Source organism: Pseudoalteromonas sp. DL-6 (assembly GCF_004328665.1).
In the GTDB taxonomy this organism is placed as follows: Bacteria; Pseudomonadota; Gammaproteobacteria; order Enterobacterales; family Alteromonadaceae; genus Pseudoalteromonas.
On sequence record NZ_CP019770.1, the window covers coordinates 2,257,100 to 2,278,590 of the forward strand.

At 39.4% G+C, this 21,491-nt stretch carries 21 protein-coding genes; 12 read left to right on the forward strand and 9 right to left on the reverse strand.

From position 1 onward, the window contains the following. The first annotated feature begins 67 nt into the window (after window positions 1-67). The 6 genes from B1F84_RS10495 (at window position 68) to B1F84_RS10520 (ending at window position 6,026) form a co-directional block, all read left to right on the forward strand. Entirely contained in the window at window positions 68-925 is an 858-nt protein-coding gene (locus tag B1F84_RS10495) for a MipA/OmpV family protein (protein WP_008464770.1), read from the forward strand. Further along, entirely contained in the window at window positions 915-1,301 is a 387-nt protein-coding gene (locus B1F84_RS10500) for a DUF3019 domain-containing protein (RefSeq protein WP_008112677.1), read from the forward strand. The genes B1F84_RS10495 and B1F84_RS10500 overlap by 11 nt, the downstream gene beginning before the upstream one ends. A 63-nt stretch (window positions 1,302-1,364) precedes the next feature. Then, entirely contained in the window at window positions 1,365-2,069 is a 705-nt protein-coding gene (locus B1F84_RS10505) for a response regulator transcription factor (protein ID WP_076920426.1), read from the forward strand. 77 nt (window positions 2,070-2,146) lie between these two features. Beyond that, a complete protein-coding gene (locus tag B1F84_RS10510) occupies window positions 2,147-3,436 on the forward strand; it encodes an ATP-binding protein (protein ID WP_131691381.1) in 1,290 nt (429 codons plus the stop codon). A 197-nt stretch (window positions 3,437-3,633) separates the two neighbouring features. Next, on the forward strand, window positions 3,634-4,989 hold the full coding sequence (locus B1F84_RS10515; RefSeq protein ID WP_131691382.1) for a sodium-dependent transporter: 1,356 nt from the start codon (window positions 3,634-3,636) through the stop codon (window positions 4,987-4,989). Between the two features lie 125 nt (window positions 4,990-5,114). Then, on the forward strand, window positions 5,115-6,026 hold the full coding sequence (locus B1F84_RS10520; RefSeq protein ID WP_240701996.1) for an IS4 family transposase: 912 nt from the start codon (window positions 5,115-5,117) through the stop codon (window positions 6,024-6,026). 182 nt (window positions 6,027-6,208) lie between these two features. On the opposite strand, the gene B1F84_RS10525 is transcribed toward B1F84_RS10520, so the two are convergent. Further along, the gene (locus B1F84_RS10525; RefSeq protein WP_008109137.1) at window positions 6,209-6,652 is read right to left on the reverse strand and encodes a GNAT family N-acetyltransferase; all 444 of its coding nucleotides are present in this window, start codon (window positions 6,650-6,652) and stop codon (window positions 6,209-6,211) included. Between the two features lie 47 nt (window positions 6,653-6,699). Further along, a complete protein-coding gene (locus tag B1F84_RS10530) occupies window positions 6,700-7,443 on the reverse strand; it encodes a sporulation protein (RefSeq protein WP_008109135.1) in 744 nt (247 codons plus the stop codon). 309 nt (window positions 7,444-7,752) lie between these two features. Here B1F84_RS10530 and B1F84_RS10535 point away from each other — a divergent pair, with 309 nt between their 5' ends. Together B1F84_RS10535 and B1F84_RS10540 are read left to right on the forward strand one after the other, a co-directional pair. Then, on the forward strand, window positions 7,753-9,324 hold the full coding sequence (locus B1F84_RS10535) for a cation:proton antiporter family protein (RefSeq protein WP_076920345.1): 1,572 nt from the start codon (window positions 7,753-7,755) through the stop codon (window positions 9,322-9,324). Window positions 9,325-9,610: 286 nt separating this feature from the next. After that, window positions 9,611-9,832 carry a DUF3820 family protein gene (locus tag B1F84_RS10540; protein ID WP_008109131.1) on the forward strand — a complete coding sequence of 74 codons (222 nt, stop codon included), beginning with the start codon at window positions 9,611-9,613 and terminating at the stop codon, window positions 9,830-9,832. Window positions 9,833-9,939: 107 nt separating this feature from the next. Here the strand turns inward: B1F84_RS10540 and B1F84_RS10545 are convergent, their stop codons facing one another. The 6 genes from B1F84_RS10545 to ilvY form a co-directional block, all read right to left on the reverse strand. Continuing rightward, entirely contained in the window at window positions 9,940-11,175 is a 1,236-nt protein-coding gene (locus B1F84_RS10545) for an ATP-binding protein (protein WP_131691383.1), read from the reverse strand. A 26-nt stretch (window positions 11,176-11,201) separates the two neighbouring features. Continuing rightward, complete coding sequence (locus B1F84_RS10550; RefSeq protein ID WP_008109125.1) at window positions 11,202-11,894, reverse strand: response regulator; 693 nt, start codon at window positions 11,892-11,894, stop codon at window positions 11,202-11,204. A gap of 14 nt (window positions 11,895-11,908) precedes the next feature. Further along, window positions 11,909-12,274: a DUF3019 domain-containing protein gene (locus tag B1F84_RS10555; protein ID WP_008109122.1), complete on the reverse strand. Its 366-nt coding sequence runs from the start codon at window positions 12,272-12,274 to the stop codon at window positions 11,909-11,911. 13 nt (window positions 12,275-12,287) lie between these two features. Next, window positions 12,288-13,127, reverse strand: coding sequence for a MipA/OmpV family protein (locus B1F84_RS10560; protein WP_050947010.1), 840 nt, complete (start codon window positions 13,125-13,127; stop codon window positions 12,288-12,290). Window positions 13,128-13,238: 111 nt separating this feature from the next. Continuing rightward, on the reverse strand, window positions 13,239-14,285 hold the full coding sequence (locus B1F84_RS10565; protein WP_083708682.1) for a GGDEF domain-containing protein: 1,047 nt from the start codon (window positions 14,283-14,285) through the stop codon (window positions 13,239-13,241). Between the two features lie 90 nt (window positions 14,286-14,375). Further along, on the reverse strand, window positions 14,376-15,281 hold the full coding sequence (ilvY, locus tag B1F84_RS10570; protein ID WP_131691384.1) for an HTH-type transcriptional activator IlvY: 906 nt from the start codon (window positions 15,279-15,281) through the stop codon (window positions 14,376-14,378). A gap of 138 nt (window positions 15,282-15,419) precedes the next feature. Here ilvY and ilvC point away from each other — a divergent pair, with 138 nt between their 5' ends. From ilvC to B1F84_RS10590, 4 genes are all read left to right on the forward strand, one after another. Then, complete coding sequence (gene ilvC / locus B1F84_RS10575) at window positions 15,420-16,892, forward strand: ketol-acid reductoisomerase (protein ID WP_008109116.1); 1,473 nt, start codon at window positions 15,420-15,422, stop codon at window positions 16,890-16,892. Window positions 16,893-17,047: 155 nt separating this feature from the next. Beyond that, a complete protein-coding gene (locus B1F84_RS10580) occupies window positions 17,048-18,967 on the forward strand; it encodes a methyl-accepting chemotaxis protein (RefSeq protein ID WP_008109113.1) in 1,920 nt (639 codons plus the stop codon). Between the two features lie 79 nt (window positions 18,968-19,046). Further along, entirely contained in the window at window positions 19,047-20,237 is a 1,191-nt protein-coding gene (locus B1F84_RS10585) for a tetratricopeptide repeat protein (RefSeq protein ID WP_076920339.1), read from the forward strand. 88 nt (window positions 20,238-20,325) lie between these two features. Next, window positions 20,326-21,150 carry a M28 family peptidase gene (locus B1F84_RS10590; protein ID WP_131691385.1) on the forward strand — a complete coding sequence of 275 codons (825 nt, stop codon included), beginning with the start codon at window positions 20,326-20,328 and terminating at the stop codon, window positions 21,148-21,150. Here the strand turns inward: B1F84_RS10590 and B1F84_RS10595 are convergent. After that, on the reverse strand, window positions 21,096-21,437 hold the full coding sequence (locus B1F84_RS10595) for a GIY-YIG nuclease family protein (protein ID WP_131691386.1): 342 nt from the start codon (window positions 21,435-21,437) through the stop codon (window positions 21,096-21,098). The genes B1F84_RS10590 and B1F84_RS10595 overlap by 55 nt on opposite strands. Between the last annotated feature and the right edge of the window lie 54 nt (window positions 21,438-21,491).

Here is a 21,491-nt window from a genome sequence, read left to right on the forward strand (position 1 = left end):
TACAGATTTAGCCAAGAGTTTGACAATATACTAGCCTCTTTAGCAAACTCTAATTAAGGTTCCAAGGATGACGCATACTTCACTTAAACAATCTTTTGGTTGTGCAGCCTTATTAGTTGCCGCCATTTTTAGTGCCAAAAGCAACGCTAGTAATCGTTACTATGCCGATAATACCTTAGAGCCCACAACTGGGTTTGCTTGGGATTGGAGTGCTGGTGCGGGTTATTACATTGAAGACTCTTATTTAGTTGGCATGAACTCCTATGATGTTGGCGCAGAGCTAGATTTGAGTCTTGCCGTTTCTTACGATAATTTTTATCTTGATTTTGACCATAATCAGCTCAGCGGTGGACTTGTTTTAGGCTATAGCTTAATTAACAAATATGATTGGGGCCTTGATTTATTAGGTACCAATATTCAAGCGGGGTTTGATGAGCAAGGTTTAGGCTTTTACAACGACGGGGTAATTGATCCACTGCGTGGTATAAAAAAGCGTAACTATGATTTTGACACCGGCCTTCGATTAACACGCCGATTTGAAAATTCACAAATTTCCCTTGAATACTTACATGATATATCTGGTGCTCATAACGGCTGGGTTGCCAATGTGTTTTTCAGCCATATTCAACCTTGGCGCAATTGGGAGTTTCGCTCCGGAATTGGCCTAAGCGCCTACTCTGCTGATTTTACAAACTATTACTTTGGTATTGATAGCGATGAAGCAAACGCAACCCGTCCTATTTATAATACCGACGCCAGTACCAGTATTATGTTTGAATTTCATGCTGAATATCCAATTAATCAAGATTGGGTATTTTTAGCAGGCTGGTTAACTACATGGTTTTCAAAAGAAATTGATGACAGCCCAATTATTTCCCAAGGATATCAACACAAAGCCAAGGTAGGCCTGCGTTATGTACTTTAGATTTTTTTACTGTTTGTTGTTTACATACTCAGGCTCTTTGCTTGCAGTGACAACACAAGCGCCCAGTGAGCTTACTGCCGTACCGGATACCTGTGTCGCCTTACGTGAAGGACGCCATTGTTACGCCGATGTGGTTTTGTCATGGCAGCAACCGGAAGTGGGGAATTATTGCTTACGCGACGCGACTTCAAAGTACATTATGCAGTGCTGGCTTAAACAGCGACAAGGTTCGTTTAATTATGCTTTTGACTCAACACAAAGCATTTCATTTGAGCTATTTGATAGTAATACATCACAGGTCATTGCTGTAAGCGAAGTAAAACTACAATGGGTGTATCAAAATAGGCAAAAAAAGCGGCGCTGGCGATTATTTTAAATCAGCCAACTATTAAACATATTTTACTAGCTAAAATATCATTTAGGTATACGAAGAAAGCTTATGGATAATTACGGTACTATTTTACTGGTTGAAGATGATATCTCTCTTGCACAATGGGTGACTGAGTATTTAACTGAGCAAGGTTATATTGTGCATGTGTGTCATCGCGGTGATGAGGTTGTAAGCCAAGTAAAGCATTTAAATCCACAACTTATTTTACTCGACATTATGTTACCCGGACTTGATGGTATTAGTGTATGTCGTGAGTTACGAAGCTTTTATCATGCCCCTATAATTATGCTCACCGCACGAGATGAAGAAATGGATGAGGTCATTGGGCTTGAAGTCGGTGCTACCGATTACATAATAAAACCTGTTCGCCCTCGTGCATTGCTTGCCCGTATTAAGTCGGCTTTACGTTACAGCAACGACATGCCTAACACTGATGCTCAAACGAGTATAATCAATATCGGTCAATTAAGTATTAATACCGAATCTCGTAACGTCACACTCAACCAACAAGATATAAATATTTCAAGCGCAGAGTACTTATTACTGCATTATTTAGCGAGCAACGCTGGGCAAGTAGTATCGCGTGATGCGGTATTTAAAGCAACCAAAGGCAGGGAGTATGATGGCTTAGATAGAAGCGTTGATGTACTTATTTCTGCTTTACGTAAAAAGTTTAATGATGATCCGCAAAAACCAGAAAAAATAAAAACTATTTGGGGCCGTGGTTACTTATTCGTGACTACAGCGTGGTAACTTTTAATACCAGAGTGCTTATAAATAAACGTCACTTTAATGTACCAAGCCTGCGCTATTAATATGGAATAGCATCAATGAAAAAGTTTTATATTTCACTACTGGGCAGTGCGCTGCTTTCAATTATTGTTTTAGGTTGGCTCATTGATGCATTTAGTCAACAAGCGCATGCGCCACTCGATGAGTTTAGTTTACAAAGCCAAATTATTGTTGGTTTAAGTGAACAACTCACGGCTATAAAACCACAAGCACGCCCTGAGAAGGTAACTCAGTTAGCCAGAGATTTTAATCTAGCTCTTAACTACAAATTAAACCAGTCGCTCGCACTGCCATCAGAGTTATTAGATAAAATGCAAACCCAAGGCGGGTTAATACTCGAGGACGAGCAAGGCTTTTACATGCTCTACACGAATGATGCATTGAGCCCTTATCATTTAACCATGCGTTTAGATAAGCCTTACGAAAGCACACAGCGAAACGACATAATTTTAACACTGCTATTTTATACTGGCTTATGTGTTTTTATGGGCTTTATTATTACCCCTTTAGCAAAACGCCTCACGGTATTAAATGATGCGGCAAAACAGTTCGCATCCGGTAATGTTAAAGCCCGAATTAAGCCCTCTCGCTTTACCTATATAAAAGATGTGGAACTGACTTTTAACCGTATGGCGAGCCAAATTGAAAAGTTAGTTGCTGAAAATAAACTGATGGCCTCAAGCCTATCCCATGACATTAGAACTCCAATAGCCTGCTTACGCTTTGGTGTTGACGCCGCCCTTGATACTCATGACGAGAGTAAAATAAAGCATTATTTAACCCGTATGGAGACCGATTTGGATCATATGGAGTCAATGTTAAAAAGCTATTTAGCGTTTGCTACTTTGGAACAAAATGCCAATAAACTTACTTACTCATCAGCAAATATTAAACATTACCTCAGTGATATTATGTCGCAACTTGAACCTAAAATAGCCGCACGTTCGCTCAAAATCTCTTTAGAGTGCGATGATCATACTATATATGCTGACTTACATTGGCTAGCAAGAGCAATCGCTAACTTAATTAATAATGCCTGCGATTTTGCTCATCATCACATTAAAGTAACAGCTTCAGTGCAAGAACACGTTTTAGTTATTAGCATTGCCGATGATGGCCCAGGAATAGCTCAAGAAAATAACCATAAAGTATTTAGCCCGTTCTTTCGTGAACGTAGCCACCGCAATCGCAGTGACAATAGTTACGGACTCGGGTTAGCGATCGTTGCCAAAGTCGCAGATTGGCATCATGGTACTGTAGCAGTAAGCAAAAGCGAGCAACTTGGTGGAGCCTGCTTTACATTAAGTATTGCTCAGCATGAAGGTTAATCAACCAAGCACTATCGCTTCTAACTAACGCAATATAATTAAAGAAATCGTGCTATTTATAATCAAAATACGCACGTGTTATTTATATCTGAAAATAAAACGCAATAATTGTGCGACTTAGTCAAATAAGCACTTTTTATTTATTTACAATTCCAGTAGATTGTCAGCGGCGTCAAAAAATAGAGAAGCAGAATAATATGAGTGCAGTCAGAGGTGAGTTTAGCTCCCGCTTTGGTTTTATAATGGCCGCAGCAGGGTCTGCTGTTGGGCTTGGTAATATTTGGGGTTTCCCAACACAAACAGCAAGTAATGGGGGGGCAGCCTTTTTAGTCGCGTACTTAGTACTGGCCTTCTTTTTAGCCTATCCCGCTTTAATGGCAGAACTGATGATAGGTCGCCATGGACAAGCTAATGCGGTTTCTTCATTAACTAAATTAACCACTAAACCTTGGCAAAAGCAGTTTGCTTTTGCTGTTGGCTTTGGCGGTATTTTATGTGCAGGTTTTATACTCAGCTTTTATGCGATTGTTGCTGGTTGGATGTTAAGTGCAACTCTGGAGCCGGTTACCACACTCATAGGTGCTGATGCTGCATCTTCGTGGCTAAGTAAACAGTCACTTACACGTAATATTCTTTTTACTGTGGTATTTATTATTTTAACCGTTGCTATTATTAGCCGCGGTGTTGAAAACGGTATTGAAAAGTGGTCAAAACGTTTAATGCCTGCTCTGCTCGGAATTTTGTTTGCTTTAATTGCCTATGTAATGACTCAAGAAGGGGCTGTTGAGGGGTTAAAAGCTTACTTAGTCCCCGATTTTTCTTCTATTTTTGATCCTACGTTATTAGTCAGTGCATTAGGGCAAGCCTTCTTTTCATTATCACTGGGTACCAGTGTAATGATTATTTATGGCTCATATATCAGTAAAAAGGAAAACCTCGTCTCTTTGGGTGCTTATGTTACGCTTATTGATGTATTTATAGCATTTGTAGCGGGCTTACTGATTATCCCGGCTATGTATGTTGCACAAGCACAAGGTGTTGAAATATTCTCGTCAACAACAGGCAAGCTGCTCTCAGAAGACACTTTAGTATTTCAGGTTTTACCCGCCCTATTTGATGGTATGGGTGGTGTTGGTTTATTTGTTGGCTTTGCTTTTTTTGCATTAATGAGTATTGCCGCACTGACCTCGTCTATTTCAATGCTTGAAGCGCCGGTGTCGTACACTGTAGAGCGTTTTGCAATGAAGCGTGTGCAAGCCACGTGGTTAATTGGTGCTTTGATTGCCATTGTCAGTATTACTATTGTATGTAACCTAGGCGCGTTATTTGGTTTAGTGATCACCTTAACGACTAAAGTCGCGCAGCCCTTATTAGGACTTATGTGTTGTATTTTTGTAGGGTGGATCTGGTACAGGTCGTCATTGCTCAAAGCAATCCAGCAAGGTAACCCTGAAGTACATAACACCTTATTTTGGAAAATATGGCCTTGGTACACTAAGTTTGTATGCCCCATAGCCATTAGCCTAGTATTCTTACATTCTTTACTAAGCTAAAAATAAAATATAAAAAAAGGCCCACAAATGTGTAATGCCGATCAGTTAAGAATATTTTTGATCGGTTGACTGATCTTTTTAACGCTTTCAAAATCCGATATCTGTCTCTGGTATCGGATTTTTTTATGCGCTTTGAAAATGAATTAGCGGTCGCTTTTAACTCTTGTGGTAGTTTTCATACATTCGAAAAATATGCTGAGCTACTTTCCCCTCAACTTATTCAGCAAGGCTTTGAACAAGCTGATGTGGCTACCATTCGTAAAAGAAGATTGCCGCTTGAAACGGTTCTGTGGTCAATTATCGGCATGTCTTTATATCGTCAGAAATCGGTTTGGGATATTGCAACACAAATGGACATTATGTTGCCCGATAAGAAACCATTGGTAGCGCCCAGTGCGTTGGTTCAGGCAAGACAGAGGTTGGGGGAAGACGCTGTTCGAGAGGTGTTTCGCGTGATAGCAAAGCATAGCTATGAGTCTAATCAATTTGAAACCTGGGCTGGATTAAATTTGCTGGCTGTTGATGGTGTTGTCTGGCGAACGGCTGATACGCAGGAAAATCATGAAGTGTTTGAGACACAGAGTAATCAACATAGAGAGAATACTTATCCTCAGATCCGTATGGTTTGCCACATGGAAATCACCAGCCATCAACTTATCAATAGCGCCTTCTCGGGTTACCGCACCAATGAAATGAAGTTGGCCGAGGAGTTGGTAAGCACGACTCCAAATCATTCTTTAACGCTGTTTGATAAGGGGTATTACTCTCTTGGTCTGCTAAATCGTTGGCATCAAGCAGGTGAGCAAAGACACTGGATGATACCCGCGAAAAAAGACCTTCAGTATGAGGTGCTACGTAGCTTTAGCAAACAGGACCAGCATATACGTTTAACCAGCACACCACAGGCAAGGAATGACGGCAGCAGCAGGGAAATTAGGAGGTGTGTTACCCAATCAACTCAGTTTTACCAGCTGTTCAATGGCTATTACACACTTCTTCGTTACTGTATCGTTGAGCAGTCCAGGCAATATTCCTAAAGCATACAATGCCTTACTCACGAAAATGAGCTTCTTCTTGTTACCAGAAAGGCGAGAAGACAGGAGCTACCCAAGATGGGTAAAACCAAAGCCAAAGAAGTATCCGACTAAAAAGAAAAATGCCAGTCAGCTTAACTGACTGGCATTACCCACAAATGTGGGCCTTTTTTATTGAGAATTACCTACAGCTTTAAAATCATGTCCTGATGGGCAATCCCATCCTCTAAGTATTCATTACCAACGCACTCAAAGCCAAATGAGCGATAAAAATTTAGTAGGTAGGTTTGCGCGCCTATATAAATATCACGAGAAGGCCATTGGGCCTTACAGCAGTTAATAGCGTGGCTAACTAATTCTTTGCCTAAACCAGAGCTGCGCTGTGATTGAGTAACTAAAACGCGCCCTATCGCACTGTACTGTGCATCTTTTTCATAACAACGAGCATAAGCATTTACGGTTTGCCCATCGAGTGAATACAGGTGGCGAGTAGCATCTGCAATATCAACATCATCAAGTTCGGGATAAGGACACGCTTGCTCTACAACAAATACGTCAACACGTTTACGCATAATGGCAAACAAAGTCTGGGAGTCGAGCGCTGAGAATGGCTCAGGTTTAAATGCCATTAAAACACCTCTTATTATTACAGAGGCTTAATCAGCCTCTGTATTCATCAAGCAAACAGTCGCTCTAACTGATCGCATAGCTGAGATAAGTTAACATGATCATGCTCAATGGTTAAATCGACATAACCGTCACTTCTAAATGCTCTGTCTAACTCAATCAGCACATGCGTTTTATGTGCTTCAGGAATAAACGAGAGTTCGATTTCTTTTATTCCAAATAAGCTACGGCTATTTGGTTGATATTCAAGCTCTTGGTAACACCCCGACACAGATTGAAAAGTAGACGCACGAAGATGCCCCTGTTCTACATCTGCTTTGACTAAACTAAAGCCAAGCTTCTCCATTGCTTGCATACAGGTTTTAACCGCTTCATTAGGATAGATGTGTAAATGGTCTTTATCTGTTGGGTCAAGTGCAAGATCAATATCAAGCCCTGTTTCTAACCACACATAAGACTGGTTATAACCGGCATTAATTTCAGTGATTGGTGTTTCTGAGTGCAAACGGGCCTCAAATGGAATGGTTTTCACTTCACCAGGCTCAACGGTACCAATATCAGTAATGCGCCACTGATCAATAACATGATTAGTAAAATAATCACCGTCTTCACTGGCTACTTTTACTCGGGTAACTAACATTAAATCTAAACCCGCAATTTCTTGACTTACATCGCCTGCGGTAATGACAATTTGTGCATTAAATAATTGCCCAGGCTGAAGATGCTCAGTTTCTAGGATAGTATCTACTTTGGCGGCACCAATGCCTACCGATGCTAAAATTTTTTTAAACATATTTTCTCCTTAAGCTAAGCAATACTTTTGTTCGCTTTCGCTTAAACTCCTTCGTTATGGCATCTTAACCACATTTAAAAGCGCTTGTCAGCGAAAAACTGCTATTTACATGCTGTTTACCATAAAACTAACCACATATGTGTGTTTTTTGTACTTTACAGCCACTTTATACCTGTATTAAGGTGTTTTAGTAATCAGCTGATAAATACTCACTATCAGCCAATTAGCAGCTGTAAATAAGTAGATTAATTGTCAATAAGCATTGTTTTTCGCTACACTACAATGCCAAATGCAGTGATACTAATAACTATGGAACTAATTTATTTTGCTACCGCCTTCGTCTGCGGTTTTGGTATATATCAGCTAAAATTACCGCCACTTATCGGCTTTCTTATGGCCGGGTTTATTCTTAATTTAGCGGGCTACAAAAGCACGGAGCTACTCGAAACGATTGCCTCTTTAGGAGTCACACTGCTACTTTTTAGTATTGGCCTCAAGCTAAAAATTTCTAACCTTATGAAACCTCAAGTATGGGCTCCTGCCACCATACACATTGTTTTAAGTAGCGCATTATTTAGTGGTTTTATGTTGTTGCTTGGTGTATTTGCACTACCGCTATTTGTTGATTTAAGCTGGCAAAGTGCGTTGTTAGTTGGCTTTGCTCTGAGCTTTTCGAGCACGGTATTTGCTGTAAAAGTGCTGGAAGAGCGTGGGGAAATGGCAAGTTTGCATGGTAAAATAGCCATTGGTATTTTGGTTATGCAAGATATATTTGCTGTCATCTTCTTAGCGGTCAGTACGGGTAAAGTACCAAACATTTGGGCCTTAGGATTAATTGTTGCGCTACCTTTGTTTCGCCCTATTATGTATTGGGTTTTAAATCGTTCTAAACACGGTGAGCTACTGCCGCTATTTGGTTTCTTCTTTGCGTTAGTGGCGGGATATAATGCCTTTGAATTCGCAGGATTAAAGGGCGATTTAGGCGCATTGATCATTGGCATGATATTCGCCCCACACAAAAAAGCCGGTGAGCTGTCTAAGTCATTACTTAGCTTAAAAGATATATTACTGGTTGGTTTTTTCTTAAGTATTGGTTTAAGTGCTGAGCTTACTGCCCACTCTCTAGTCGTTGCCTTAATTTTAGTATTAGTTATTCCTGTTAAAACGCTGCTTTATTACATATTAACCAACTTATTTAAACTGCGTGCTCGTACTTCTTTACTCACTGCGTTTAGTTTGGCTAACTTTAGTGAGTTTGGCTTGATTGTTTGCGCAGTTGCAGCATCTAGCGGCATGGTTACCTCTGAATGGCTCGCCGTTATCGCAATTGCCGTATCCATCACATTTGTGATTGCTTCCCCTTTAAATAAACGTTCTAACGAGCTGTACGTTAAAATTGAACGGTTTTTATTGAAGTTTGAAAGTAAAACCCGCTTAGCGGAAGAGCTTCCTGTTAACTTAAATGATACGAAAATAGTAATCTTTGGTATGGGTAGAATTGGCACCGGTGCCTACGAAACAATAAACTCAACCCATCCTGATGTTGTAGCAGGTATTGATATTAAACCTGAGGTGGTTGATAAACATATAAAACGTGGGCGCAGAGTATTAATTGCTGATGCAACTGACCCCGATTTTTGGCAGCGCGTTAATCACTCCCATGTTGAAATGGTCATGTTAACTATGCCCAAGCATATGCAAAATATTTTTGCCTTAGAGCAGTTGCAGGCATCAGGTTATAAAGGGCAAGTTACAGCCATTGCTAACTATCCCGATCAGCAAAAAGAATTAGAGGATATGGGAATAGATTCTACTTATAACTTTTACTTAGAGGCTGGTAGCGGTTTTGCGGAACATGTAAAGCAAACCTTGTTTCCGTAATCGGGCTTAGATGCAAATAGATTGCATTTACATTCCTTTACATCTGAGTATTTTATTGGTCAAAAAATAAGGTAAAATGTCTGTGTTGGTTGAATAAAGCTAATACCTAAGTTTGTGTTTTATAAAAGACAAATAACGGACCCCTTGCTTTTAAATGACCAATAAGATTCTCAAATTAGAGGGCCTACTCCCTCTATCAATAGGCTGTTACTTGCCCGTTACAGCCTATTTTATTCCCTTAAAATCCCTTACACTTATCGTAATTATTTTATAAAAGATGTCAGTAATGGATCCTCAACAACTAAAAATCGCGATTAACACCATTATGCCATTTGGCAAATATGCAGGACGCCCTTTACTTTTACTGCCTGAGCCTTACTTAGTGTGGTTTAAACAGCAAGGCTTTCCTGATAGCAAGCTTGGCTCTCAGCTCGCTATGATGTACGAAGTGAAGCTTAATGGTTTAGAGCAAATGCTGATGCCACTACTAGAAAAAAATAGTAAATAAAATAGAACTTTTTTATAAGTCGTCTGTCTATCTATTTGCTACTTGTTGATTTTTTGGTTTTAAACCGCAAAAAAGCGCCTTTATGGCGCTTTTTTATTGTTTGGTATTTAGTTGTCGAGGGTGATAATAAACTTAACCCCACCCAGTGGTGAGTCTTCAATCTTGCACTGCCCTTTATGCCAACTAATAATTTTATTTACAATTGCTAGCCCTAATCCAAACCCACCGGTTTTTTTATCACGGCTTTTATCTAAGCGGGTAAAGGGTTTAAACACTTTCTCACGTTCAGCACCGGCAATACCTGGGCCATCATCTTCAATCACCAGAAATAGCTTCGCAGCGTTGGCAGTTAAACTAATATGCACATTTTGCGTAGCATGTTTCAGTGCGTTACTAATTAAATTTTGTAGCACTCGCGACATAAAATGGCTATCACATACGTAAATAAATTGACTCGGTAGCGTTGTTGTTAATTTAATAGGGGTATCAAAACTTACTTTTTCGATATTGGCTTTAATTAATGCGACGATATCACAAGGAGCCAATTGCAAGCTTGGTTGCTGTGTATCTAAACGAGCGTATTCCAGCATTTCTGATACCAAGGATTCTAGCTCATGAATATCCATTTGCATATCAGATAAATAGTGCTGTGCTTTGCCATCTTGAACTTTATTCTCTAGCATCGCGATTGCAAACTTCAAACGCGCTAATGGTGTTCTGAACTCATGTGACACTGAGGAAGTCAGTTCCTGTTGAGCACTCAGTAAAAATTCAATCCGTTGCTGCATTACTTGCAGTGTATCAGTGATGGGTAAAAAGAATGATTTAGAGCTGTCGCTTAATTGAAAATCTTGCGCCCCACCGACGGCTTCACAGGCTTGGCTGAGCTTGGCAAAATCTCGCCATAACAGTAAGCTCCATAACCCTATCGGTAAGCTAATAATAAATAAAACTAATAAATAAGGAATTACGGTCCCAGTGTTTTTAGCTTTAACACCTAAAGGGCCGACTTGTAATAACTGAGAGTTATTTAAAGTAACATACCAAACAATACGTTGCTGCTTATCATACAAGTAAAGGTAATTATTTTGCGTTAATTGTGTTTGCTGCTCAGCTGGGAGAACTAAATCTTGCGGGGCGATAACTTGGCTATCAAAATTATGTTTTAACTGCTCAAGACCATCTGGCGTTTGAGAAAGCAGCCATAACGACTGCCCAAATTCATCATCTAACAAAACAAGTTGCTCGGATTCATCATACGGCCAAAGCTGCTCTATAACACCACTGGCAATAAACAAAGAAGCAATAATATATACGTAAAGGCTTATAAATAGCTTTCCCATTAACCTAGCCTAATACCTTGCATTAATTACATGTCCCACGCATCTGATACAAATAAATAGCCTTGCCCCCACACCGTTTTAATGCGGTATGGTTTATCACTATTATCACCAAGCTTCTTGCGAATACGAGATACGCGTACATCAACGGTTCGATCTAGCCCGTCGTACTCACGGCCAATCATATGTTGGTGCACATGCTCTCGGCTGAGAACCTCTCCGGCATTTGAAGCCAACAACCACAGTAATTCAAACTCATGCGAAGTTAATACAATTTCAACACCGCTTAGCTTTACAATTCGACTAGTTTTATCTATTGATAAGTCACCAAATTTAAGCTCTTCAACGGCTTTTACGCTAGGCTGCCCACGGCGCAGTAATGCACTAATTCGAGCCAATAACACGCGCGGCTCAGCAGGTTTAATAACGTAATCGTCAGCACCGAGTTCTAAGCCAATAACTTGGTCAAAATCTTCACCCTTTGCGGTAAGCATTAAAATAGGTAAGGTGTATTTGTCGCGCACTTGACGACACACGCTAAAGCCATCTTTTCCTGGCAACATCACATCTAAAATGATTAGATCAGCATGATTTTCACTCAAATAAGGAAACACTTCGTCACCGCGATCTAATACGTCAACTTCTAAGCCATTATGCTCAAGATAGTCTTTGGTTAATTGTTGCAACCCTAAGTCATCTTCAACAAGTAATATCTTTGGCATTTACTGCTCCTAAATTAAAAAAAGCTCCAAGGTGAGCGTAGCCGATGTTTTTTCTTAGCGTATACAGTCTGCACTTCTACTTGCACACTCGCTAATGATACACCTGTAAGGGGATTAATCAGGGAGTATATGGTCTCCACCTGAACACGCGCTTTATAACTAAGTTGCCCTTTTTTTACCCCTTGCCAACATTGCAACTGAGTATCTTGCTGGTATAAACACACATCGCTTGGCTCAGACAGTTGCCAGTTAAATTTTAACTCAAGATCACAAAATTCTTGTTGTTCGGAAACCACACAGACTTTGGGTGATACGTTAAGTGAAGAGGCTTTTGCAACGCTAATGTTGCTAAAAAATGAAGCTGCAAACACAACCAACATAAAACACTTCATATTAAAATGTATGTTCGAATCCTATAAAGGCGGTCATTGAATAGTCATGTTCAAAGAGCGGGCTGCTATCCATTGCTGAATAGTCATAATATGCTAAATGAAAACGAAGCGCGTTGGTTTTACCTAGGGGCCAACGGGCGTCGATTTTAGCATAAGGTTGCCAGCTACTACCAACTTCTATTTCACCATATGAAGATTCTGTGCTGTTTAAGCCATAAAAGTAGTTATTTAGTTGGGCTGATTTATAGTTAACGCCTAAGGTCGATTTAAGTTTTAACAACTTAAGATCAAAATGGTATTGCCATTGTAGCGATCCTCTGTAGCTATTATAAACACTGTTTACGTCATGCAATAATTGCGCAGAAAAAACATGTTGTTGTTTTACAAAAAAATAACTCACACCCGCATCCAACACCACTCGTCTTTTTTGAATGTTATTAATATTAATCTGGCGAGGAGATTCAATGTGTTGTGATTCTAATATTTCATTATTAGACATTGCTGTGAGCGGGAATATATTTTGCGGGTGCCAATCAATAAAAAACCGTGATTCTGGGTTAATTTCTGACACTAAGCTAATGTTATGCGTATCGCTTTGTAAAAAAGAATAACCTAAGCGACCGTTATCAAAAAACCAATTTTGGCCATAATAAGCTACTTGTGGAACCACCAACAAAGGAATGTTGTCAGCACCGTATAAAGGATTACTGATCACTCCAGCCCCTAAGCTGACACTAATCTTAAGTTCATCCGTAGAGATATGTTGCTGCGTCTGAGCAATTGCATTAGCGCTAAATAACGCCAATAAAATGCATATTTTTATTCTCAGATGTAACATCATGGAGTTATTCACTAGTTTATAAAGTGGCTTTGACCCTATAGTAGCAAGTAGTATCAGTACAAGCTCTAGAGGGTTACAATCATTAACAAATTTGATACAAACGGAACACGTTTACAAATTGGCGGCTATTTCAACTCGATTTCGACCATGAGTTTTAGCTAAATAAAGTGCTCTATCGGCTTTTTCTACTAATAAACAGCTCTTACTAAAAGGCTGCATTAGAGCTATGCCAAAACTTGCTGAGATATTACGTTTATTATTACTATCTTCTTTCTTACGGATAGTTAATTTAGCAATACTTAAGCGTAACTTATTACAAAAGATCATTGCATCATTAATGCTATCAAAGTAACCCGTGATACAAAATTCTTCACCACCGAAACGATAGGCATTGTATTGTTCTTGCACGCTATTTTGCACTTTTTGAGCAACAAGTTTGAGTACCTCATCGCCTTTTTGATGACCAAAATCATCATTGAAACGTTTAAAGTGATCAATATCGAACATTATCAACACGGCTAACTTATCTTGCTCGTCTTGTGAAGATGCATGAAGGCAAAACTCGACTATGTCGGTATCAAACTTGCCGCGATTATATAACCCCGTTAGCGAATCTTTATCAACCGCTTCTTGAGTCATAGTCAGAGCTTCTTTTAAATCTTTAATCTCATTATATGCTTGCGCTAATTTAGTTTGGAAACCACGGGCGTAATCTTGCATGGCAATAGATTCATCTGTTAAACGCTCTACACAAGACAAAATTTCATTAAATGAGTTAATACTAGAGAGTGTTTTTAACTCATTTTGTGAGTCAACTAACGAGGTAGTAAAGCTTTTTGAATATTGAATAGAATCACTCAAATCAAACTGTACTTGCTCTACCGTACCATGAAATTTTTCAGACATTTGTTGGAAAAACGCTAATTCTTCATCGTTTATATATTTATCAAAAATTTCCTGAGCACTTTGGGCCGAGCAGGTATTGTGCTGACCGATAACTTTATCAAGCTCTGTATTTAGTTGTGGATTATCTCCCTGTACATAACAGTACCAAATCGCATAATTAATTGGCGTTACCGGCATTTTGTACTTAACCATAAGCGGAATGGCTTTTTTTAAACACTGGGCAGAATGAGCAAGTGAGGCAGTATTATCCATAATTGAAACTCTCAGACATCACAACAAAGATGTTAATAAACACATAAATATTAGCGGTTTATATTAACACTTTTTTATCATCCAACAAGCCTATATTATGTTTTCTCCCATATTTTGTGCAATATTCCACAGCGCACTAATCGCTGGATCATTCAATTCTTTGTGTAATACCGCCAGACCAATTTTAAACCCTTGTGGTGGCTCGCCTTTGTACTGTAAAACCTGCACTTTATCGTTTAGCGGGCTATTATCAAGTACAATTTTTGGGATCATAGCCACACCTAAGCCTAAACTCACCATAGATACCATGGCTTCATGCCCAGCCACTTGCGCGTAAATTTTTCCCTGAACGTTATTTTTTCGCCACCATTGCTCCAACCTTTGACGTGAAAACCCTTGTTCAGCAACAATAAACTCAAGCTCGGACCAATCAATAGTCTCGGTGTTAGTGGCTAGTTTTTCTGTGATCGGGCATTGAATAGTGGGCGCAATTAATACCAGTGGCGAATAACCAATGTCTACAAATGCAATTTGTACAGGTAATTTACTGGGTCTAGCTGCAATGGCCATAGATTCATGCCCATCTAACACTCGGTTAATAGCCAAGGCGGGATCGCCCGTATTTAAGGTGATTTCAATATGCTGATGCTGAGCTCTCAGTTGCTCTAAAATATGATGCAAAAAACTGTAGGACGCGGTAACAGAACAATAAAGGCTTACATTGCCATAAATGTGTTGTTGCGGCTCGTTTAAATTAGCCTTAAAACGCTGCCAATTATTAAGCGTTGCACTGGCGTACTCCTTAAATGCAATGCCTTCGCGGGTAAGCTTTACACTGCGATTATCACGCTGAAATAACATCACCCCTACTTCATCTTCTAACTGCTTAATGTTACGGCTTAAAGTAGGAGCACTTACATGACACAACTCACTGGCACGAGAAAAATGAAGCGTTTTTGCTAACGCTAAAAAGTAATGTAAATGCTTATGATCCATGTCAACGCCCGTATTTCATTTTATGAAACACTTTAATTCAAATATATCATTTTACGCAAGAAGAGATTTTTCATATGGTTATTCCAAGCAAAGCAAACGCAATGCATCTAACAAATTGAATTAATAGGAACCTTAATCATGGCAAATTATTTTAATAGCTTACCTTTACGCGAACAATTAGCGCAATTAGCACAATGTGAATTTATGGGTGCAGACGAATTTAACGACGGCGTTGCCGCACTCAAGGGTAAAAAGTTAGTGATTGTCGGCTGTGGCGCACAGGGTTTAAATCAAGGCTTAAATTTACGTGATTCGGGTTTAAATGTAGCCTATACACTTCGTGAATCAGCGATTGCTGAGCGCCGTCAATCATTTTTAAATGCATCTGACAATGGCTTTAAAGTGGGTACTTACGAAGAATTGATCCCAACAGCTGATGTTGTACTTAACCTAACACCGGATAAACAGCACACCGCGGTTGTTAATGCCATCATGCCATTAATGAAACACGGCTCAACGCTTGCTTACTCACATGGTTTTAATATTGTAGAAGAAGGTATGCAAGTACGTGAAGACATAACCGTAATTATGGTTGCACCAAAATGCCCAGGTTCCGAAGTACGTGAAGAGTATAAACGCGGCTTTGGTGTACCCACCCTCATTGCGGTTCACCCAGAGAACGACCCTCAAGGGCATGGTTTAGCGCAAGCAAAAGCTTATGCTGCAGGTACGGGTGGTCATCGTGCAGGGGTACTTAAGTCATCGTTTATCGCCGAGGTAAAATCTGACTTAATGGGTGAGCAAACCATTTTATGTGGCATGCTACAAACAGGTTCTATTTTATGTTTTGATAAGATGATTGATAAAGGGATTGATGCTGGCTATGCCTCAAAACTAATTCAATATGGTTGGGAAGTGATCACAGAAGCACTTAAGTATGGCGGCGTTACCAATATGCTTGACCGCCTATCAAACCCTGCCAAAGTCAGAGCATTTGAATTAAGTGAGCAGCTAAAAGTAATCATGCGCCCACTGTATAACAAACACCAAGATGACATAATCGATGGCACATTTTCACGGGTAATGATGGAAGACTGGGCAAATGATGACGCTAACTTATTAAAATGGCGTGCTGAAACTGCAGAAACTCATTTTGAAAAAACACCAGCAGGTGATGTAGAAATTACTGAACAAGAATTTTTTGATAACGGCATTTTAATGGTGGCCATGGTAAAAGCCGGCGTAGAGCTGGCATTTGAAACCATGACTGCAGCCGGTATTATTGCAGAATCTGCTTATTATGAGTCACTGCATGAAACGCCATTAATTGCTAATACCATTGCACGTAAAAAGCTGTTTGAAATGAATCGTACTATTTCAGATACGGCAGAATATGGTTGCTACTTATACAACCATGCATGTTTGCCACTACTACAAGAGTTTATGCAAGATATTGATACCGATGTTATTGGTAAAGGCTTAAATGAGCAAAGTAACCAAGTAGATAATCAAACATTGATTCAAATAAATACCGCACTGCGTGAACACCCTGTTGAAAAAGTGGGTGCTAAATTACGCGGCTATATGTCGGCAATGAAAAAAATAGTTTAATTCTATAACCCTAGAACTTTCACTTGTTAGAAACCAAGCCCACTTGCATTTTGCTGTGGGCTTTTTTTTAATGTAAATTATTCATCAATAGCCGAAAATAAATAATGTGCTAAAATAATCCTCTCATTGCCTAAGTTGTAAATATAAGTATTATCATGACGATACAAAATCTCTCTATTACTCAAAAAATAACAGCGCTTGGAAGCATTATTGCTATTTGTGTTGCTGTATTAATTGGTTTGACGTCTTTGCATAACTCAAAGAATATTATTGAGCAACGCATGATCGAATCGGAACTGCCAAGTAAACTGCAAACAATCAGTAATCATATTGGTGGGGAGATCAATGAACTTCTAGGCGCAGCACAGCAGCTTTCTGCCAATACCTTTATTTTAGATTGGGCAAACTCTGGCAACACCAATGATGCACTTTTACTCAAAGAACTCAATCGTTTGGTTGAGCAATATGATCTTGCTACCGCTTCATGGGCTAATAAGAATACCGCGCAATATTGGAACCAAGATGGCTTTTTGCGTGTTTTAAAAAATGATGCTGCAGATGGCTGGTTTTTTGCTTTTACTCAATCAAAACAACCCTACTCAATCAGTATTTATCAAGAATCTGAAAACGATGTAAAAATGTTTGTTAATCACCAGCAGCCCAATGGATTCGGCTTGGCGGGCTTAGCAAAAAGCATCACAGATATGCAAAAGCTGCTTCAACAGTTTAAAATTGAGCAGTCAGGGTTTGTATTTATTGCCGATAAAAATGGCTTAATTCAGCTACATAAAGATGCAGCTAAAGTTGCCAAGGTTAATATAGATAGTATTTACAGTGCCAATATTCATAACAAATTACTTGATGAAAACGGCTTTGCATTAGAAGAAGTAAATATTAACGGACAAGCCACGCTGATTGCTGCCACACCAATTAAAAACACCGACTTATTTGTGTTAGCTCAAGTACCAAAAAGCGAAGTTTTCGCAAGCGTAAACACTCTAGAGTGGCAAATATTCACATTCACTATCATCACAGCACTTATCGCAAGCGTGATCAGTTACTTATTAGCTCGTTCTTTAGCCTCACCGTTATCAAAAATGGCGGAGTTGTTTTCTCGTTTAGGACGTGGCGATGCTAATTTAGCTTATCGCCTACCTACATCACCTCAACCTGAACTCAATAATTTAACGTCGGGCTTTAACCAATTTATTGAAAAAATAGAAACCGCCATTGTGCAAGTAGCTGATGAAAGCCATGGTATTCGTCAAAGCTCTGATCATGTCTTTGCGCAAGCAAAACAAAACTCGTTAGCGTTGGATAAACAAAAAGAGCAAACCATTTCGGTTGCTGCAGCGATTAATGAAATGGGCGCTACGGTGCAAGAAATAGCACAAAGTGCCGCTAATGCTGCTAAGTTAACCAACGATAGCCGCGATAATACCAAACAAAGTCATCAGCAAGTATTACAGAGCCAAACGACAATCTCAGCCCTTGCCAGCGACATTGATGGTATTACCGAGCAAGTTGCTTTGCTTTCTAAAAAAACCATTGATATTGCAAGCATAGTGGATTCAATTAGAGGGATTTCAGAGCAAACCAACTTGCTGGCACTTAATGCAGCCATTGAATCTGCACGCGCTGGTGAACATGGTCGAGGGTTTGCAGTCGTTGCTGATGAAGTAAGAGCACTGGCGAATCGTACATCACAGTCAACCACTGAAATACAATCAATGATTGAAGAGCTCACTCAAATTTCAGATGATGTTGTAAATGATATTAGCCAATCAAAGAATAAAGCCCAACAAAGCGTCAGCGCAATGCAAAGCTCGGTTGAGTTACTTAATACGATTACTGAAACAGCAAATGAAATTAACGACATGGCAACTCTAATAGCCACCGCTACCGAACAGCAAAGTAGCGTAGTAAATGATGTGGGTCGAAGTATTGAGCAAATTAGTGAGATCAGTGATAAATCAATGAGTGAACAAATCAATACTGAACAAGCAATTCGTGATTTAGCCACCAGCGCACAAACACTTGATGCACTAGTGGCCACATTCAACCAGCAGCGTTAAATAGTTTGTTACGTTAAAAAATAACCTCTGTACCAAATAGCCACTATACTTATAGTGTATTTTTTGTACAGAGGTGTGTATGAGTGCTGTTCAAGGTAAACATTACTTACTAGCTGCTTGTTTGCTCAGTTTAAGTGCGTGTAGCACCACAGATAACGCCAATATAAGTGTGCCAATCCCTATTATTGCTCCCCCAATGCAACTACAACAGCAGCTTGTAGAGTCTGAGCAACAAATATTTCAACTCGACCATAGCCTCAAACAACAGTTAAGTGCTTATGTACAAACGCGAAAATCTGCTGATGAAATTGCCTATAGTGTACTTAGTTTTTTACTCACAAATGGTGATAACTCACTATCGTATCAATCTACCAGCACACAAACTGCGTCTCAAAGCTATCAAAATTTAAATGCCAATTGCTTGTCGCTTTCAATTTTAGCGTATAGCTTGGCCGAACATTTAGGCCTTAAGGCCCGCTTTCAAAAAGTACATATTCCAGAATACTGGGCGTTAAACCAAGGGTTTAATTTACTCACTGGGCATATCAACCTGGCCATAGACAATAAAACGAAGCTCAAAGACAGCTCACTTGTTTATCAGCGTAATCAACGTTTAATCATTGATTTTGACCCTAATAGCCGACAAGCTCGTTTTGCAACCTCATCGTTATCAAAAAAGCGAGTAACCGCCATGTTTTATAATAATAAAGGCGGTGAGGCATTGGTTAATAAACAGTTTGATTTAGCTTATAGTTATTTTAAAGCAGCAATCAATACCGATTCCTCATTTAGTGCCAGTTGGGGAAATTTAGGGGTACTCTTTAAACAATTAGGTGATTTAAAGCAAGCGGAGGAAATGTACCGCTATGCCATTGCCTTAAACGCTGATAATAATACTGCGCAAGGTAATTTAGCATTATTATATAAACTCACAGATAGAGTAGCCGAAGGCGATAAGCTATTAGCAGAGCTTGACAGAAAGCGCCAAACTAACCCTTATTATCATATATCGCTTGGTAACAGTGACTATGTAAGTGGTGACTATACAAACGCGATTAGCCATTATAAAAAAGCAAACGCTATGTCACCAACCTTACATGAAAGTCACTTTGGACTAGCCCGCAGTTACTTTGAATTAAATAATATAACTAAAGCGGAGTTTCATTTGCGTAAAGCTAGAAAAAAAGCAGACTTTGTTCATGAAATACAGCGCTATGACAATAAGCTCATTGCATTAAAATCACTCACCGCTAAGGCGAATCATTATTAAATTATTTAGCTTAACATGTGTCGTACTTTTTATAAGTTGGAGCGGACTTTGTAAACAGATTGAGCCACAATTATTAACTGATTTAACTATGTTAACCAGCCCAGAATTGGCTGGTAGAAAAACGAATAGTCATGCTGCCTTGCTCACTAGGGAGTATTTAAAAACACGCTTCAAAGAGCATCAACTCATAGTAAGTGAACAACCTTTTACTTATTCCTCAGGGCTGTTTTCTAGCGCACAAGGCGTTAATATTATTGCTACTAATACAGTAAAAGATTTACCTGTTATTGTTATTACTGCGCATTATGATCATTTAGGCCTAAAAGCGGGGAAATTACACCCTGGCGCTAACGATAACGCCTCGGGTGTTGCCGCATTGCTGTATTTATCGCATGCGCTAACGGCCTCTTCCTCTTACCGCTTTATGTTTGTTGCAACAGACGCTGAAGAAAATGGCTTACACGGCAGTGAGCACTTTGCTAAAACAATGCGCCAGCTCCCTATTGTTTTAAATATTAACCTAGATATGTTGGCAATTAAAAAATCGCATAAGCGATTATACGCGCTAACAAGTCGCGCCTTAAAAAGCCAACTTAACTTAGTATTTACTCAGATTAAGGGTAACAAAGTGAAATTAAAACCTATTTATTCATCACGAAAAATGAGCCGGCTCACCAACACGAAACAAATAGATTGGCACAGAGCCAGTGACCATTATTCATTCGCTAAACAAAAAATTCCGTATGTGTACTTTTCGATGGGCGCCGATAACTATCATCACACAGTAAAAGATACGCTCGAAAATATTAACACTGCTCTTTATCAAGAAGCGGTATTGCTAATTGAGGCATTTATTAATCAGCTTTCAACAACCCCTGAGGTATTCAGTCCCTCTTTAAAAGCAGCAACGTAGGCTTGTTTTTTTGCCCGAGGAAGTTTTTTAATCGCGTATTCTAATTTACTTGCCTCGCTTTTAGTCCCAACTTGTTGCTGATGAATGAGCACCAGCGGCCCTTTACCTTTGAGGTTTTTTGCCCCTTTACCTGCTTGGTGAGTGGCGATACGTCGTGTTACATCAACCGTAATGCCGGTATACCAATGACCAAACCGTGTTTGCACAATATAAAGTGACCAAATAGCCGGTTTATTTTTACTATTGCTCAACTCATTGTTTAAACTTTTTTGATTATTAATGGTCAAAACCTCGCCTTTACGCGCTAAACAAAAACAATTACTCAAAAGGGTTTTACCTTG

Bases quoted from the DNA above. Each gene is read 5' to 3' on its own strand.
- B1F84_RS10495 (WP_008464770.1), top strand. From the start codon at position 68: ATGACGCATACTTCACTTAAACAATCTTTTGGTTGTGCAGCCTTATTA.
- B1F84_RS10500 (WP_008112677.1), top strand. From the start codon at position 915: ATGTACTTTAGATTTTTTTACTGTTTGTTGTTTACATACTCAGGCTCT.
- B1F84_RS10505 (WP_076920426.1), top strand. From the start codon at position 1,365: ATGGATAATTACGGTACTATTTTACTGGTTGAAGATGATATCTCTCTT.
- B1F84_RS10510 (WP_131691381.1), top strand. From the start codon at position 2,147: ATGAAAAAGTTTTATATTTCACTACTGGGCAGTGCGCTGCTTTCAATT.
- B1F84_RS10515 (WP_131691382.1), top strand. From the start codon at position 3,634: ATGAGTGCAGTCAGAGGTGAGTTTAGCTCCCGCTTTGGTTTTATAATG.
- B1F84_RS10520 (WP_240701996.1), top strand. From the start codon at position 5,115: ATGCGCTTTGAAAATGAATTAGCGGTCGCTTTTAACTCTTGTGGTAGT.
- B1F84_RS10525 (WP_008109137.1), bottom strand. From the start codon at position 6,652: ATGGCATTTAAACCTGAGCCATTCTCAGCGCTCGACTCCCAGACTTTG.
- B1F84_RS10530 (WP_008109135.1), bottom strand. From the start codon at position 7,443: ATGTTTAAAAAAATTTTAGCATCGGTAGGCATTGGTGCCGCCAAAGTA.
- B1F84_RS10535 (WP_076920345.1), top strand. From the start codon at position 7,753: ATGGAACTAATTTATTTTGCTACCGCCTTCGTCTGCGGTTTTGGTATA.
- B1F84_RS10540 (WP_008109131.1), top strand. From the start codon at position 9,611: ATGGATCCTCAACAACTAAAAATCGCGATTAACACCATTATGCCATTT.
- B1F84_RS10545 (WP_131691383.1), bottom strand. From the start codon at position 11,175: ATGGGAAAGCTATTTATAAGCCTTTACGTATATATTATTGCTTCTTTG.
- B1F84_RS10550 (WP_008109125.1), bottom strand. From the start codon at position 11,894: ATGCCAAAGATATTACTTGTTGAAGATGACTTAGGGTTGCAACAATTA.
- B1F84_RS10555 (WP_008109122.1), bottom strand. From the start codon at position 12,274: ATGTTGGTTGTGTTTGCAGCTTCATTTTTTAGCAACATTAGCGTTGCA.
- B1F84_RS10560 (WP_050947010.1), bottom strand. From the start codon at position 13,127: ATGATGTTACATCTGAGAATAAAAATATGCATTTTATTGGCGTTATTT.
- B1F84_RS10565 (WP_083708682.1), bottom strand. From the start codon at position 14,285: ATGGATAATACTGCCTCACTTGCTCATTCTGCCCAGTGTTTAAAAAAA.
- ilvY (WP_131691384.1), bottom strand. From the start codon at position 15,281: ATGGATCATAAGCATTTACATTACTTTTTAGCGTTAGCAAAAACGCTT.
- ilvC (WP_008109116.1), top strand. From the start codon at position 15,420: ATGGCAAATTATTTTAATAGCTTACCTTTACGCGAACAATTAGCGCAA.
- B1F84_RS10580 (WP_008109113.1), top strand. From the start codon at position 17,048: ATGACGATACAAAATCTCTCTATTACTCAAAAAATAACAGCGCTTGGA.
- B1F84_RS10585 (WP_076920339.1), top strand. From the start codon at position 19,047: ATGAGTGCTGTTCAAGGTAAACATTACTTACTAGCTGCTTGTTTGCTC.
- B1F84_RS10590 (WP_131691385.1), top strand. From the start codon at position 20,326: ATGTTAACCAGCCCAGAATTGGCTGGTAGAAAAACGAATAGTCATGCT.